The sequence below is a fragment of the Streptomyces sp. NPDC001443 genome (assembly GCF_053597355.1).
In genome coordinates this window covers 1-14,918 of record NZ_JBSFIA010000070.1, presented here as the reverse complement: position 1 = coordinate 14,918, position 14,918 = coordinate 1, and the positions used below count along the sequence as shown (strand labels likewise).

The window sequence follows — 14,918 nt, the reverse complement described above, 5'->3', positions numbered from 1 at the left end:
GGCCGCCCGCCGAGCGGAGCCGCGTCGTCAGTGCGCGGCGGCCTCGTGCACCAGCCGCTTCAGGTCCTGGTAGAGCGCGTGCGAGGACCGCGGGCGCACCTGGGTCAGGAACTGCACGCCCAGATCGCGGCTCGGGTCGACCCAGAACGTCGTCGTGGCCACCCCGCTCCAGCCGTACATGCCGAGGCCGGTCGAGGCCTTGGTCCGGGCCGGGTCGACGACCACGGAGACGCCGAGGCCGAAGCCGACGCCCTCGTTGCCCGGCTCGTCGTGGGCCGGGCGGCTGCCGAAGGTCCGCATGTCGACCCCGCCGGGAAGCTGATTGCTCGTCATGAGGTCCACGGTGTCGGCGGAGAGCAGCCGGACGCCGTCGAGTTCCCCGCGGCGGCGCAGCAGTTCGGTGAACCGGTGCACGTCGTACGCGCTCGCCACCATGCCCCCGCTGCCGGACAGGAACCGCGGCCGTCCGCGCAGCGGCAGCCCGGCGATCGGCTCGATACCGCCGTCGTCGGTCTCGCCGTAGAGCTCCGCCAGCCGGTCCGCCTGGTCCGCGGGGACACAGAACCCGGCGTCCGTCATCCCGAGCGGGCCGAAGACCCGTTCGGCGAGGAAGACGTCGAGGGGCTGTCCCGACACCACCTCGATCACCCGGCCCAGCACGTTGGTGGCGACCGAGTAGTTCCACTCGGTGCCCGGCTCGAACTGCAACGGCAGGCTCGCGTACACGTCGATGGTCTCCGCCAGGTCCGCGCCCGCCGGCACCGACGACTCCAGACCGGCCGCCCGGTAGAGGGCGTCCACCGGGTGCGAGTGGTAGAAGGCGAAGGTCAGCCCCGCGGTGTGGGTGAGCAGATGGCGGATCAGGATCGGTCCGTCGGCGGGCCGGGTGCGCATCGTGTCGCCGGATCCGTCGACGTACACCTGCGGGTCGGCGAAGGCGGGCAGATGACGGGCGACCGGGTCGTCGAGCGACAGCCGGCCCTCCTCCATCAGCAGCAGCGCGGCGACGGTGGTGACCGGCTTGGTCATCGAGTAGATCCGGTACAGCGTGTCGGACTCGACGGGCAGACCGGCGGCGATGTCGCGGTGACCGTACGTGGTGAGGTGGGCGACGCGGCCGCCGCGGGAGATCGCCACGAGGTAGCCCGGCAGCCGTCCCTCCTCGACCTCCTGGACGAAGTGCCGGTCGAGCCGGTCCAGTGCCTCGGGATCCAGTCCGACCTCATCCGGGTCGACCTCTTGTCGCAGCTGTGCCATCGTTCTCCTCCGGTCGCGCGCGTACGAGGTGCTGTCGGGCATACCCGGCCTCGACCACGTCGTTCCTCATGGTCGCGCAGGTATACGTGAACCGGACCCGTCGGTGCGATGTTCGGCCGGTGTCGTGACGGAAGCCACGGGCAGGGCCCGGCACACCACCGCCCCCGCCACGGCCACGACCGCGAGGACGGGCAGCGGCGCGCGGCTCCCGCCGAGCGCCATGCACGTGGTGGCCACGGCCGTGCCGAGCACCGGGCCGACGTTCATCGCGGTCTGCTGGAGCCCGCCCGCCACCCCGGCCGACTCGACCGGCGCCTGCCGTACGACGACATGGGTGCCCGCCACCATCAGCGTGCCGAACCCGGCGCCCAGCAGCGCGAACCCGGCGCACAGCGCGGGCGCGCCGGTGGCCCGCCACAGCAGCAGGATCCCCGACGCGAGGACGACCGCCGCCGCCATGGTCGTACGTCTGGTGCCGCAGCGGCGCAGCAGTACGGCACAGGCGGGCGCGGCGGCCACCATCAGCGCGGCCAGCGGCAGGCTGACCAGGGCGCTGTGGAACGGGTCGAGGCCGAGGTCGTACTGGAGGCGGTAGACGCAGGCGAACAGCGTGCCGTGCAGCGCGGCCGACGCGGCCACCAGCATGCCGAGGGCCGCCGCGACGGCGGGCGTACCGACGACGTCCGGTGGGACCAGGGGGTCCGAGGCCCTGCGCTCATGGCGGACGAAGGCGGTCGCGGCGACGGCGGACACGGCCAGGCCCAGACCGGCGGCCGCCGTCCAGCCGGACTCCGGCAGTGCGACGAGGGAGTGGACCAGACAGGCGAGGCAGACCGCGAGCAGCAGGGCGCCGGGCAGATCCAGGCGCCTCGGCGTGACCGGGCCGCAGGGCGCGGTCGGTGAGGCCGGTGCGGGCGGAGGAGCGGACGCGGGTCGCGGCCGGTCGTGGACGATGAGCGCGAGCGTGCCGAACAGCAGCGCGGGCGGGACGTTCACGAAGAACACCGCCCGCCAGCCCACGGCGGTCACCAGTGCCCCGCCGACGACCGGTCCCGCGACGGCCGCCAGCGCGATCGCGGCCGTGCGTACGGCGATGGGCAGCCGGAGCCGGTCCGGCGGGAACGCGGCCCGCAGCATCCCCAGGGTGGCCGGTTGCAGCAGCGCGCCGAACACCCCCTGGGCGACCCGCAGTCCGATCACCCAGCCGATGCCGGGCGCCAGGCCGATGGCCGCCGACACGGCCCCGAACCCGAGCATCCCGACGCCGAAGGCACGCCGGTGCCCGTAGCGGTCGCCGAGCCGCCCGGCGAACACCAGCAGACCGGCGACGGTGATGAGATAACCGGTGCCGGTCCACTGGACCTGCGCGAAGGAGGCGTCCAACTGCCTCTGCAGCGTGGGCTGTGCGACGGTGAGGACGGTGCCGTCCAGGGCGACGGTCGCGGCGCCCGCCACACTGCCGGCGAAGGCGATGCGGCGACCGGCGGGAGTCGGCGGGAGGACGGCAGGGGAGCCCGGGTGAGGGGAGTCCAGGGGGCGGACGGGTTTCACGCGGGGGCCTCCGGTCCGAGGTGCGCGTCGAGCGCGGTCCGCAACACCGGCATGAAGTCAGCGGAACCGGTGGCGAGTTGGAGGCTGCCCCAGCTCCAGAGCTGGGCGACGCCGTGCAGGTTCGCCCACAGAGCGCCCCCGACCGTCGGTGCGTGCGCGTCCGGCCGGACCCGGCCGACCAGATCCACCAGGACGCCGAAGAGCGGCAGGCTGGTGTCCCGCAGCCCCAGATGTCCGCTCTCCAGCAGGTCGTGACGGAACATCAGCTCGTACATGCCCTGGTTGCCGAGGGCGAAGTCCAGGTAGACCCGGCCGAGCTCCGTCAGCTGCGCCCGCGCGGCGGCGACCGGCTCCTCCCCGGCTGCGTCGACCTCCCCGAGGGCCGCCGTCGTCCTGTCCGCGAGCTCGGCGAAGCCGCGGCGCGCGATGGCCGACAGCAGCTCCAGATGGGTGGGGAAGTGGCGGCGCGGGGCGCCGTGCGAGACACCGGCCCGGCGGGCGATCTCGCGCAGGGTGAGCGCCTGGGTGCCTTCCCTGGCGACGAGCTCGACGCCGACGTCGACCAGGCGCTCACGCAGTCCCGCAGTGGGTTCCGTCGTAGGCATAGACACTGTCTACCACAGCGAGCCCGTTCTTCCGTCTCGTCGTGTCGTGCTGCGAACGGGGCTCTGGGCGCCGTACGGCTTCTCGTACTTGATCACCCGGTTCGCCGAACTGCCATTCTTCCGGGGCGAGTTCTGCTTTCGGTCACCCTGTCTGGAAATCCACCTTGGGTGGGCTTGCGCGAGGCCGGGCCGTGCAGCAAATGTAACTGCGATGAATTTCCCGCACTTTGCCGTCGAGGACTCCCGTAGTTCGAGGGCCAGGAGCGAGACAATCACGGAGCGGACTCGATTTTCCTGATGTTCGTCGCGTGGCGTGGCGATAGTGCGCATAACGGCTCGGAGTTCGCTGCCGCCGGTTGCATGTTTCTCCTGTTGTCGTGCTTCCATTGCTCCGGCACGTATCGGTTGAGGAATGCTCCCGGTGCGCGATGCCGTAATTCGTAAAGGGGGCGTCAAAAAGCATGAAGAGACGCGTGTGGGGGACGGCGGCCGTGGTAGTGGCGGCGGTCACCGGTGTCGTCGTGTTCCAGGGAATGCACGGAACCGATGGCGAGCGGGACGACAAGGGCGCTGCGCGGGTGACCGGGCCCGTGCACACGGCGGTGCACACCGCGGCAGTGACGGCCGAGGGCGACCGGGCCGAGATCCCCCGGCAGGACACCGACGCGTTCAGTCTTGTCGGCCTGTCCTGGACCGAGCCGACCGCCGAACTGCCGGGCAGTGTGCAGGTGCGGGCCCGCAGCGCCCGTACCGGCGCATGGGGATCGTGGATCACTCTGGACACCGGCGGGCACGGCGCCCCGGCGGAGGAGAGCCGACGCGGCGCGACCGAACCTGCGTGGGTCGGGCCGTCCGACGGTGTGCAGGCCCGCGTGGACGGGCAGGGCTCACCGCTCCCGGCCGGGATGCGACTGGAGATGGTCGACCCGGGTGCGGGCGAAGCCGCGGTCGGCACCGATCCGGTCGCGTACGCGACCGACGCGCCCACGGAAACACCCGGCGACGCGACGAGCGAGCCGACGGACACCGCCACGGGCACGGACGCTCCGGTGGACGAGCCGACCCCGTCCCCCGACGCGCCGTCCCCCGGCGACTCGGCGCCACCCTCGGTCAGCGCCTCCCCGTCCCCGACGGTGAGCAGTTCGCCCACCTCCACCCTGCCGCCCGCGCCGGCGTCGAACGCGCCCCAGCCACCGATCGTCACCCGCGCCCAGTGGGGCGCCGACGAGTCGATGAACAACGAGGCGCCCGAGTACGGCACCGAGATCAAGGCGGTCTTCGTCCACCACACCGTGGACGCCAACACCTACACCTGTGCCGACTCCGCCGCGCTGGTCCGCGCCATCCGCACGTACCACATCAAGTCCAACGGCTGGAAGGACATCGCGTACAACTTCCTCGTCGACAAGTGCGGCACCATCTTCGAGGGCCGCAAGGGAGGCGTGGACCGGCCGGTGATCGGCGCCCACAATCCGGGCTTCAACACCAACACCGCCGGTATCGCGGTCCTGGGTGAGTACTCGTCCATCGACGCGTCCGCCGCCGCCAAGACTGCCGTGGCACGCCTGGCCGCGTGGAAGCTCGGCCAGTACGGCCACGACCCCGCCGGCAAGGTGGATCTGACGGCAGGCATGGACAACGGCAAGTTCAAGCTCGGGCAGACGGCCGGCTTCTACCGGATCTCCGGCCACCGCGACGGCTACGCCACCGAGTGCCCCGGCAGCAAGCTCTACGCCTCGCTGCCCGGCATCCGCACCCTCGCCGGCGGCCCTGTCACCGGACTCGCCCTCAAGGCGTTCGGCCAGGCCGCGGTCTCCGGCACGACCTCCTACACCAAGGGCCCGCTCACGGTGAACTGGGCCATCACCTCGCCGACGTCGCTCGTCAAGCGTTACGAGGTGATCGTCGACGGCAAGGTCGCGGCCACCCCCGGACCCACCGCCACTTCCGCCTCGCTGACCCTGGCCGCGGGCACTCACACCGTCGCCGTGCGAGCGGTGCACATCTGGGGCCGTACCGCGGTGACCCCCGACGCCACCGTCGTCGCCGACACCACCGCACCCGCCTTCACCGCCAAGCCCTCGGTGACGCTGACCACCGGCACGGTCAACACCACCGCCGTTCCCGTCGCTCTGGGCTGGAAGGCCACCGATGCCGCAGCGCTGAAGGAGGTGCGCCTGACGGGACCGTCCGCGCACACCTACGGCCCCACCACCTACACCGCCGCACTGACCTCGAACTCCGGCACCGCCACCACCTGGTCGATGACGGCCTACGACCAGGCCGGCAACACCGCGACCGCGACCACCGCGGCCACCCCGGTCATCCTCCAGGAGACCTCCACCACCCGGACCGGCACCTGGACCGCCAAGTCCTCCACTAGCTACCTGGGCGGCAAGTCCTACACCTCCAGCACCAAGAACGCCTCGATCAGCTGGACGTTCACCGGCCGCTCGGCGGCCTGGGTGGTATCCCGCGCCAGCACGTCCGGCCAGGCGTACGTGTACGTCGACGGCGTCAAGACGGCCACCGTCGACCTGGCGTCGAGCACCACCAAGTACCGCGACGTGGCGTGGAGCAAGACCTGGTCCGCCAGTGCCGCCCACACCATCAAGATCGTCGTCGTCGCCACCACCGGACGCCCGGCCATCACCACCGACGCACTGGTGTACCTGAAGTAACTCCAGCCCCCTGGTCCTTCTCCCACGGGCCCGGTCATCCGCGTAATGGCCGGGCCCCACTTCTTCTGCGGGCCTGAAATGAATGCATCGGACAGTCCGGCGTCCAGTCGATCCAACGCCCTGCGCATAGCCGGTACGAGCGGATCCTGGCTTGTACCGTCCTTTCTCGTCGCATTTCTCATTTCCGACGGCTTCGATGAATCCGCGACGGCGCGCACCCTGTGGATGTTCGGCCTGCTGCCGGTAGTCGGCGCGGCTCTCGCTCTCGGCTCCAACGTCATCCGTCGAGCTTGGCGCGGCAGGCGGGACAGGTGATCTGACGCCCCTTTAGCAGGAAGGTGCCTTGACCTGCCGGGATGCGAGTGTTCGGTCCGCATCCGATGCAAGGGTCAGGCCACCTTTCGGTGCTCTGGTGACGGGTGAACACGAGGTGGGGCCGGTCGGCCCGGGGTCCGGGAATTCCCGCACCGGAGAGTTCCGTTGTTCCTGACATGACTCAGGACGCGACGCAGGACGTACTTCTGAAGCTGCTCTCCGAGGGCCACGCCGGGGTGCTGGTCACCCTCAAGCGCGACGGCCGCCCCCAGCTGTCGAACGTCAACCACGCCTACTACCCCGACGAGCGGACCGTCCGGGTCTCGCTCACCGACGACCGGGCCAAGACCCGCAATCTGCGCCGGGACCCACGCGCTTCGTACCACGTGACCAGCGGTGACCGCTGGGCCTACACGGTCGCCGAGGGCACGGCCGAGCTGTCGCCCGTGGCGAAGGACCCCCATGACGACACGGTGGAGGAGCTGGTCCGCCTTTACCGCGACGTGAACGGCGAGCACCCCGACTGGGACGACTACCGGGCCGCCATGGTGCGCGACGGCCGGCTCGTACTGCGGTTGCGGGTCGAGCGGGCCTACGGGATTCCCCGGGCGTAGGCCCGCTCGCGGCCGCAGACCGGTGAGGCGGTCAGGCCGTCACGGACTCCGACTCCGATGCCTTCTCCGGCTGTGGCGTCCGGGTCGCAGGGCGTACGCCGAGGAGGTCCGCCGGTACCCGGTGGGTCTCGCGGGCCGTCAGGGCGGCGATCACCGGCGGGACGCAGAGGGCGGCGGTGAACAGGCCCACCGAGGACCAGTCGGCGCCGTCCGGTCCGGCGATCTGCGCGGCGAAGGTGACCGCGAACCCGGCCACGGCGAAGCCGATCTGGGTGCCGATCGCCACGCCGGACAGCCGGACCCGGGTGGAGAACATCTCCCCGTAGAAGGAGGGCCACACGCCGTTCGCGGCGCTGTAGACCACTCCGAAGGCGAGGACGCCCAGCAGCAGGATCAGCGGGTAGGAGCCCGTGGAGATCGCCCACAGGTAGAGGAACATCGTCACCGCGCTGCCGACGGCGCCGACGAGGTACACCGGGCGGCGGCCGATCCGGTCGGACAGCGTGGCCCACAGCGGGATCGCGGCCAGCGCGACGAGGTTGGCGAGCGCGCCCACCCACAGCATGGACGAGCGGCTCATCCCGACCGCGTCACTGGTCGCGTACGCCAGCGCCCACACCGTGAAGATGGTGCTGACCGAGGCGATCAGCGCGCCCGCGATCACCCGCAGCACGTCCGCCCGGTGCTCGCGCAGCAGCACCGCCAGCGGTAGCTTCGCGACGCCCTCCTCGGCGGCCTGCCGGGTGAAGGCGGGCGTCTCCTCGAGCCGGCGCCGGATGACGAAGCCGACGACGGCGACCGCGACGCTCAGCCAGAACGGCAGCCGCCAGCCCCAGGACAGCAGCTGGTCCTCGGGCAGCGCGGCGACCGGGATGAAGACGAGGGTGGCGATCAGCTGGCCGCCCTGGGTGCCGCCGAGGGTGAAGCTGGTGAAGAAGCCCCGCCGGCCGGGCGGCGCGTGTTCCAGCGTCATCGAGCTGGCGCTGGCCTGCTCGCCCGCCGCCGAGATGCCCTGGAGTACCCGGCACAGCACCAGCAGGACGGGGGCCAGGGTGCCGACCTGGGCGCGGGTGGGCAGACAGCCGATGAGGAACGTCGACAGGCCCATCAGCAGCAGGGTGAAGACCATGATCTTCTTGCGGCCGAGCCGGTCGCCGAAGTGGCCGAGGAAGAGCGCGCCGACCGGCCGGGCGGCGTAGGCGACACCGAAGGTGGCCAGGGACAGGAGGGTGGCGGTCGCCGGGTCGGACTCGTCGAAGAAGACCTTCGGGAAGATCAGCGCGGCCGCGCTGCCGTAGATGAAGAAGTCGTAGTACTCCAGGGCGCTGCCGATCCAGGCGGCTGCCGCCGCCTTCGTCGGCTGGCCGACGGGCGCGCTGGGGTCGCTGGGCGCGACGGGGACGGACACGGCTTGCTCCTTCGGGGGGCCTCCACCGTGGGTGGAGTGGGCGACGGGGGAGAAGTGCCGGTTCCCTGGGGTGACGGGTCGGCTGCACCGGGCGCTACCCGGTTAATTAACCCACTGGATAGTTAGTAGCGGTTGGCTACGGATGTTGCTGCCGTGTTTCCCGGGTGTCAAGAGGTCGTGCCGAAGGAACTCGGTCGGGCGACTCGGCCGGTCGCCCGGCGCTCAGTCCGTCGTGCGGTCCGCGGTCAGGTAGGCGATCACCATGTCGCCGAGCATCGCCCGGTAGTGCTCGCGCCGGGCCGGGTCGACCAGGTCGCGGCCGAACAGGGCGCCGAAGGTGTGCCGGTTGGCGACCCGGAAGAAGCAGAAGGAGCTGATCATGGCGTGCAGGTCGACGGCGTCCACGTCGGCCGTGAACAGACCGGACTCCTGCCCCGAGGCCAGGATGCGGCGGATCACGTCGAGGGCGGGCGAGCCGATCTTCGCGAGCCGCTCCGAGGCCGCGATGTGCTCGGCCCCGTGGATGTTCTCGATGCTGACCAGGCGGATGAAGTCCGGGTGCTGCTCGTGGTGGTCGAGGGTGAGCTCGGCCAGCCGCCGGATGGCCGCCACCGGGTCCAGGTGCTCGACGTCCAGCTTCTGCTCGGCCTCGCGGATCACCCCGTAGGCCCGCTCGAGGACGGCCGTGAACAGCTGGTCCTTGCCGCCGAAGTAGTAGTAGATCATCCGCTTGGTGGTGCGGGTGCGGGCGGCGATCTCGTCGACGCGGGCCCCGTCGTAGCCGGCCCGCGCGAACTCCTGGGTGGCGACGTCGAGGATCTCGGCCTGGGTGCGGGCGGCGTCACGGATGCGCCCGTTGGGTCGTGCCGGTTCGTCGACGCTGGTCATCGGGTTCCTTCGGGCGTAGGGCCAGTGCCGGTGATTCTAGAAGCAGTCCCCGGGGCCGCCTCAGGGGTCTTTCCGGGATCCCCTCCGGCTGATATAGATAACGTACTAGTTCGTACATTAGCGTCAGCTTCTCGCGACCCGCAGCCGTTCAGGAGGTCCGCCGTGACCAAGGATTCCAAGGACTCGAAGGACTCGTATCTCGTCGGACTGATCGGTGCCGGCATCGGCCCCTCGCTCAGCCCCGCCCTGCACGAGCGGGAGGCCGACCGGCAGGGACTGCGCTACCTGTACCGGCTGATCGACATCGACACCCTGGGGGTTCCCCCCGAGGCGGTGGGCGAGCTGCTGCGGGCGGCCCGCGACCTGGGCTTCGACGGGCTCAACATCACCCACCCGTGCAAGCAGCTCGTCATCCCCCACCTCGACGCGCTCGCCCCGCAGGCCGAGGCGCTCGGCGCGGTCAACACCGTCGTCTTCGAGGACGGCCGCGCGATCGGCCACAACACCGACGTCACCGGCTTCGCCGCGTCCTTCGCGCGCGGACTGCCCGACGTCCCGCTGGAGCGGGTCGTACAGCTGGGCGCCGGGGGCGCGGGCGCCGCGGTCGCGCACGCCGCCCTCACCCTCGGCGCCGGGCGGGTCACGGTCGTCGACGCCCTGCCCGAGCGGTCGGCCGCGCTCGCCGACTCCCTCGACCGCCACTTCGGCCCCGGCCGGGCCGCCTCCGCCACCCCGGACCGGCTGCCGGACCTGCTGGCCCGGGCCGACGGCGTCGTCCACGCCACCCCCACCGGCATGGCCGCCCACCCCGGTCTCCCCTTCCCCGCCGCGCTCCTGCGCCCCGGTCTCTGGGTGGCCGAAGTGGTCTACCGTCCGGTGGACACCGAGCTGCTGCGCACCGCCCGCGCGCTCGGCTGCCAGACCCTCGACGGGGCCGGGATGGCCGCCTTCCAGGCCGTGGACGCCTTCCGGCTGTTCACCGGACGGGAACCCGACAGCGCGCGGATGCTCGCGGACATCGCGGAACTGGCCGGAGCCGGAGCCGGAGCCGGAGCCGGAGCCGGAGCCGGAGCCGGAGCGGGCGCGGGCGCGGGAGCCGGAACGCGAGCCGGCTCCGGCGCGGGTGTCGCGCGGACCCCGAAGTAGACAGCACAGAGCCGAGAGAGGTACCGCCGTGCGTACGTCCATAGCCACCGTCTCCCTCAGCGGATCGCTCACCGAGAAGCTCACGGCCGCCGCCCGCGCCGGCTTCGACGGCGTCGAGATCTTCGAGAACGACCTGCTCGCCAGCCCCCTCACCCCCGAGGAGATCCGCACCCGCTGCGCCGACCTCGGCCTCACCGTCGACCTCTACCAGCCGATGCGCGACATCGAGGGCGTGCCCGAGGACGAGTTCGCCCGCAATCTGCGCCGCGCCCGGCACAAGTTCGAGCTGATGCGCAGGCTCGGCACCGACACCGTCCTCGTCTGCTCCAGCGTCTCGCCCCACGGGAAGGACGACGACGACCTCGCCGCCGCCCAGCTCGGCCGGCTCGCCGACCTCGCCCAGGACTTCGGCGTCCGCGTCGCCTACGAGGCGCTCGCCTGGGGACGGCACGTCAGCACGTACGACCACGCCTGGCGCATCGTCGAGGCGGCCGGGCACCCGGCCCTGGGGACCTGCCTGGACAGCTTCCACATCCTGTCCCGGGGCTCCGACCCGAAGGGCATCGAGAGCATCCCCGGCGAGAAGATCTTCTTCCTCCAGCTCGCCGACGCCCCCCTCCTGGCCATGGACGTCCTGCAGTGGAGCCGTCATTACCGCTGCTTCCCCGGCCAGGGCGGCTTCGACGTCGCCGGACTCGTCCGGCACGTACTGCGCACCGGCTACGACGGCCCGCTCTCGCTGGAGGTCTTCAACGACGTCTTCCGGCAGGCCGACGCGGGACCGACGGCGGTGGACGCCCAGCGCTCCCTGCGCGTCCTGCAGGAGTCCGTCGGCCTGAGCACCCCGCCCGCCCCGGTCGTGCCCACCGGCGTCGCGTTCGCCGAACTGCTCACCCCGGACGCCGAACCGGTCGCGGCGCTGCTCACCGCCCTCGGCTTCGCCCGTACCGCCCGGCACCACGGCAAACCCGTCGACCTGTGGCAGCAGGGCGAGGCGCGGCTCCTGGTCAACACCGGGCCGGCCGCCCGCCGCGACGGCACCGTGCTCGCCGCGATCGGCCTGGAGTCACCCGACCCGGCCGGTGCCGCCCGGCGCGCCGAGGCCCTGCTCGCGCCCGTGCTGCCGCGCCGCCGCGCCCCGCACGACGCCCCGCTCGACGCGGTCGCCGCCCCCGACGGCACGGAACTGTTCTTCTGCGCCACCGGCCGTCCCGAACTCCCCGACTGGCGGGCCGACTTCGCGGAGACCGGCGACAGGGCGGAGGGTACCGGGGTCATCCGCGTCGATCATCTCGCCCTGACCCAGCCCTGGCACCACTTCGACGAGGCGGCCCTCTTCCACCGCAGCGTCCTAGGCCTGCGGGCGCAGGACAGCGTCGACGTCGCCGACCCCTACGGCCTCTTCCGCAGCCGCGCCGTCACCAACCCCGACGGCAGCGTCCGTATCGTCCTCGCGGTCGGCCCGGCCCCCGCGCAGGACGAGGTCCGCGCCCAGCACATCGCGCTGGCCACCCCCGACCTGGTCGCCACCGCCCGCAGCTTCCGCGCGGCCGGCGGCCGCCTGCTGCCCGTCCCCGCGAACTACCACGAGGACCTCGCCGCCCGGTACGACCTGTCCGACGAGGACCTCGACACCTATCGCGAGCTGGGCATCCTCTACGACCGCGACGAGCACGGCGTGTTCCGCCACTGCTACACCCACACCGTAGGACGCGTCTTCTTCGAACTGGTCCAGCGCGACGGCGGTTACCGCGGTTACGGCGCCCAGAACGCCCCGGTGCGCCTGGCCGCGCAGCACGCGGCACGGCGGCTCACTGGCGGCTGACGGTCCGGCTCACCCCGGCGAACACCGTGGTGGCCAGCACCCAGCCGGCGATGACCAGGGCGTACGACAGCGTCTGGTACCAGCCGTCCGGTGCGAACGCGTCCTCCTGCCCGAAGGAGATCACCGGGAGCAGCAGGTCGAGCGTGTAGAACACCGGGCTGAAGTGCGGTGCCTCGGACGCCTTGAGCGGGCGCGGATGGTGCAGTCCGTACGCGAGGGAGCCGGCCGCCAGCAGCGACAGCAGCCATACGGCGGCGCGCAGCGGGTGGAAGCCGTAGCCCACGGTGGCGTCCTGGACGTACCCCCACAGCCGGCCGTGGAAGGCGCGGGTGCCGCGCAGGCGGCGCTGCTTGGCGAGTTGTACGAGCCGGGCCGCGTGGTCGTCGCCGACGCGACGGTAGGCGGCCGTCAACTGCTCGTAGGCGTACGGGACATAGCCGTCCGCGTCGCGCTCAAGCAGGGGCAGCCGGCGCTCGGCCGGTTCGTGCGGGGTGAGGGCGCCGTAGGTGAGATTGTTCAGCAGCACCTCCCCGGGCACGGATTCCGGTTCAAAGCTCAGGACCTCGATGTGGGAGCGGCGCAGATGGAGGACGCCCTCGATCGGCGCGCACCGGTGGAGCCACAGTTCCCCGATGGCACAGCTACTGGCCCGCAGGGCGGTGCCGCCCGGGGTGGCCAGGTCGGCCCGGGTCAGGTCGAGGCGGCCGACGATCCGGGCGCCGCGCAGGTCCACCGTGCCGCGGGCGCGCAGCCGTCTGGCCCGGATGTCGGCGTGGACGTCCAGCGTCTGCGCGCTCAGGGCGGTGCCGCCGGGGTTGTCGAACACGGCGCCTTCGAGGGTGACAGATCCGTCGACCTTGGCGCCGTCGAGCTGGGCTCCGCCCCGGACGAGCAGTCCGGGGGCCCACAGATCGTCCCCGATCACCGACTGGTTGAGCTGGAGCACGGGTTCCGTGCCCTCCCGTGCGACGAGTTCGGCCCGCTCCAGGAACAGGGCCGCCGCGATCTGCGCGCCGCCCAGGCGCAGCGGTCCGTGCAGTCGGCAGTCCGTCAGCCGCAGCACCCCGTCGACGCGGGTACTGCCCAGGCTCAGTCCGGGCAGGACCGAGCCGCGCAGGCTGAGCAGGCGCAGCCGGGTGCCGTAGAGGTCGGGGACCTCGGCGAAGTGGCAGTGGGTGAGCCGCACCGGGTGGTCGATCACCGCGTACGTCAGGTTCAGCGCCCCGGTGATCCGGGCGCCGGAGACCTTGAGGGACGGTATCTCCCCCTCTTCGCGCGGTGCGCGGACCAGCAGCGCCCTGAGCGCCGCGGCCCGCAGGGTGCGTTCCGGTCCCCAGCCGTCCCCGTTCGCCGCGTCCTCGTCCGGCGTGGCCCGGAAGTCCACCGGCTCGCCGCGGGCGAACGCCTGCCACACCAGTCGTTCCGCCGCCGTCAGATCACTGGTCTCCATCAGCGGCGACTCTGACGTGCCCGATGCCGGGTGTCAACCAACTACGGTACGGGCCCGGTCCGTTCACCGAACGGACCGGGCCCGTGGACATCAGCCGGCGCCGGGTGGGTCCCGCCGCCACGGCCGGGTCTACTTCGCCGACTCGACCGCGTGGCCGCCGAACTGGTTGCGCAGCGCGGCGATCATCTTCATCTGCGGCGAGTCCTCCTGGCGGGAGGCGAACCGGGCGAACAGCGAGGCCGTGATCGCGGGCAGCGGCACCGCGTTGTCGATGGCCGCCTCGACGGTCCAGCGGCCCTCGCCGGAGTCCTCCGCGTAGCCGCGCAGCTTCTCCAGGTGCTCGTCCTCGTCGAGGGCGTTCACCGCGAGGTCGAGCAGCCAGGAGCGGATGACCGTGCCGTCCTGCCAGGAGCGGAAGACCTCGCGCACGTCCGTGACGGAGTCGACCTTCTCCAGCAGCTCCCAGCCCTCGGCGTAGGCCTGCATCATGGCGTACTCGATGCCGTTGTGGACCATCTTGGAGAAGTGGCCGGCGCCGACCTTGCCCGCGTGGACATAGCCGTACGGTCCCTCGGGCTTGAGCGCCTCGAAGATCGGCTGGAGCCGGTCCACGTGCTCCTTCTCGCCGCCGACCATCAGGGCGTAGCCGTTCTCCAGGCCCCACACACCGCCGGAGACGCCCGCGTCGACGAAACCGATGCCCTTGGCGCCGAGCTCGCGGGCGTGCTTCTCGTCGTCCGTCCAGCGGGAGTTGCCGCCGTCGACGACCGTGTCGCCGGCCTCCAGCAGGCCGCCGAGCTCGTCGACGACCGACTGGGTGGCGGCGCCGGCCGGGACCATCACCCAGACGGTGCGCGGCGCCTGGAGCCCCGCGACCATCTCGGCCAGGCTGCTCACGTCGGTGACGTCGGGGTTGCGGTCGTAGCCGATGACGGTGTGGCCCGCGCGGCGGATCCGCTCGCGCATGTTGCCGCCCATCTTGCCGAGACCGATGAGTCCGAGCTGCATGTCAGTTCACTTCCTGAGAGTGCGGTAGGCGGCGACGAGGGCCTGGGTGGAGGTGTCGAGGCCGGGCACCTCGGTGCCGTCGGTCAGGGCCGGTTCGATCCGCTTGGCGAGGACCTTGCCGAGCTCCACGCCCCACTGGTCGAAGGAGTCGATGTTCCACACCGCGCCCT

General features: G+C 71.9%; 12 protein-coding genes. 4 read left to right on the top strand and 8 right to left on the bottom strand.

The annotated features are described in order from the left end of the window. Positions 1-27 precede the first annotated feature (27 nt). The 3 genes from ACWC24_RS40020 to ACWC24_RS40010 form a co-directional block, all read right to left on the bottom strand. On the bottom strand, positions 28-1,257 hold the full coding sequence (locus ACWC24_RS40020) for a serine hydrolase domain-containing protein (RefSeq protein ID WP_450667839.1): 1,230 nt from the start codon (positions 1,255-1,257) through the stop codon (positions 28-30). A gap of 66 nt (positions 1,258-1,323) precedes the next feature. Next, positions 1,324-2,730 carry an MFS transporter gene (locus ACWC24_RS40015; RefSeq protein WP_450667851.1) on the bottom strand — a complete coding sequence of 469 codons (1,407 nt, stop codon included), beginning with the start codon at positions 2,728-2,730 and terminating at the stop codon, positions 1,324-1,326. A gap of 74 nt (positions 2,731-2,804) precedes the next feature. Further along, a complete protein-coding gene (locus tag ACWC24_RS40010) occupies positions 2,805-3,413 on the bottom strand; it encodes a TetR/AcrR family transcriptional regulator (RefSeq protein ID WP_450667838.1) in 609 nt (202 codons plus the stop codon). A 461-nt stretch (positions 3,414-3,874) separates the two neighbouring features. Between ACWC24_RS40010 and ACWC24_RS40005 the strand changes: the two genes are divergently transcribed. After that, positions 3,875-6,094, top strand: a complete 2,220-nt coding sequence (locus tag ACWC24_RS40005) for an N-acetylmuramoyl-L-alanine amidase (protein ID WP_450667837.1) — start codon at positions 3,875-3,877, stop codon at positions 6,092-6,094. 491 nt (positions 6,095-6,585) lie between these two features. Beyond that, positions 6,586-7,023, top strand: coding sequence for a PPOX class F420-dependent oxidoreductase (locus ACWC24_RS40000; protein ID WP_450667836.1), 438 nt, complete (start codon positions 6,586-6,588; stop codon positions 7,021-7,023). Positions 7,024-7,054: 31 nt separating this feature from the next. Here the strand turns inward: ACWC24_RS40000 and ACWC24_RS39995 are convergent, their stop codons facing one another. Further along, positions 7,055-8,431 carry an MFS transporter gene (locus tag ACWC24_RS39995; protein WP_450667835.1) on the bottom strand — a complete coding sequence of 459 codons (1,377 nt, stop codon included), beginning with the start codon at positions 8,429-8,431 and terminating at the stop codon, positions 7,055-7,057. 222 nt (positions 8,432-8,653) lie between these two features. Then, a complete protein-coding gene (locus ACWC24_RS39990) occupies positions 8,654-9,319 on the bottom strand; it encodes a TetR/AcrR family transcriptional regulator (protein WP_392623323.1) in 666 nt (221 codons plus the stop codon). A gap of 162 nt (positions 9,320-9,481) precedes the next feature. Here ACWC24_RS39990 and ACWC24_RS39985 point away from each other — a divergent pair, with 162 nt between their 5' ends. Both ACWC24_RS39985 and ACWC24_RS39980 read left to right on the top strand, forming a co-directional pair. After that, complete coding sequence (locus ACWC24_RS39985) at positions 9,482-10,465, top strand: shikimate dehydrogenase (RefSeq protein WP_450667834.1); 984 nt, start codon at positions 9,482-9,484, stop codon at positions 10,463-10,465. Positions 10,466-10,493: 28 nt separating this feature from the next. Further along, positions 10,494-12,290 (top strand): bifunctional sugar phosphate isomerase/epimerase/4-hydroxyphenylpyruvate dioxygenase family protein, encoded by a 1,797-nt coding sequence (locus ACWC24_RS39980; protein WP_450667833.1) that lies wholly within the window; start codon positions 10,494-10,496, stop codon positions 12,288-12,290. Here ACWC24_RS39980 and ACWC24_RS39975 read toward each other — a convergent pair. From ACWC24_RS39975 to ACWC24_RS39965, 3 genes are all read right to left on the bottom strand, one after another. Next, positions 12,277-13,740 (bottom strand): membrane-associated oxidoreductase, encoded by a 1,464-nt coding sequence (locus ACWC24_RS39975; protein WP_450667832.1) that lies wholly within the window; start codon positions 13,738-13,740, stop codon positions 12,277-12,279. The genes ACWC24_RS39980 and ACWC24_RS39975 overlap by 14 nt on opposite strands. 129 nt (positions 13,741-13,869) lie before the next feature. Next, positions 13,870-14,748 carry a phosphogluconate dehydrogenase (NAD(+)-dependent, decarboxylating) gene (gnd, locus tag ACWC24_RS39970; RefSeq protein ID WP_450667831.1) on the bottom strand — a complete coding sequence of 293 codons (879 nt, stop codon included), beginning with the start codon at positions 14,746-14,748 and terminating at the stop codon, positions 13,870-13,872. 6 nt (positions 14,749-14,754) lie between these two features. Further along, positions 14,755-14,918: hypothetical protein (locus tag ACWC24_RS39965; protein WP_450667850.1), on the bottom strand; the 164-nt coding region annotated here is incomplete at its 5' end.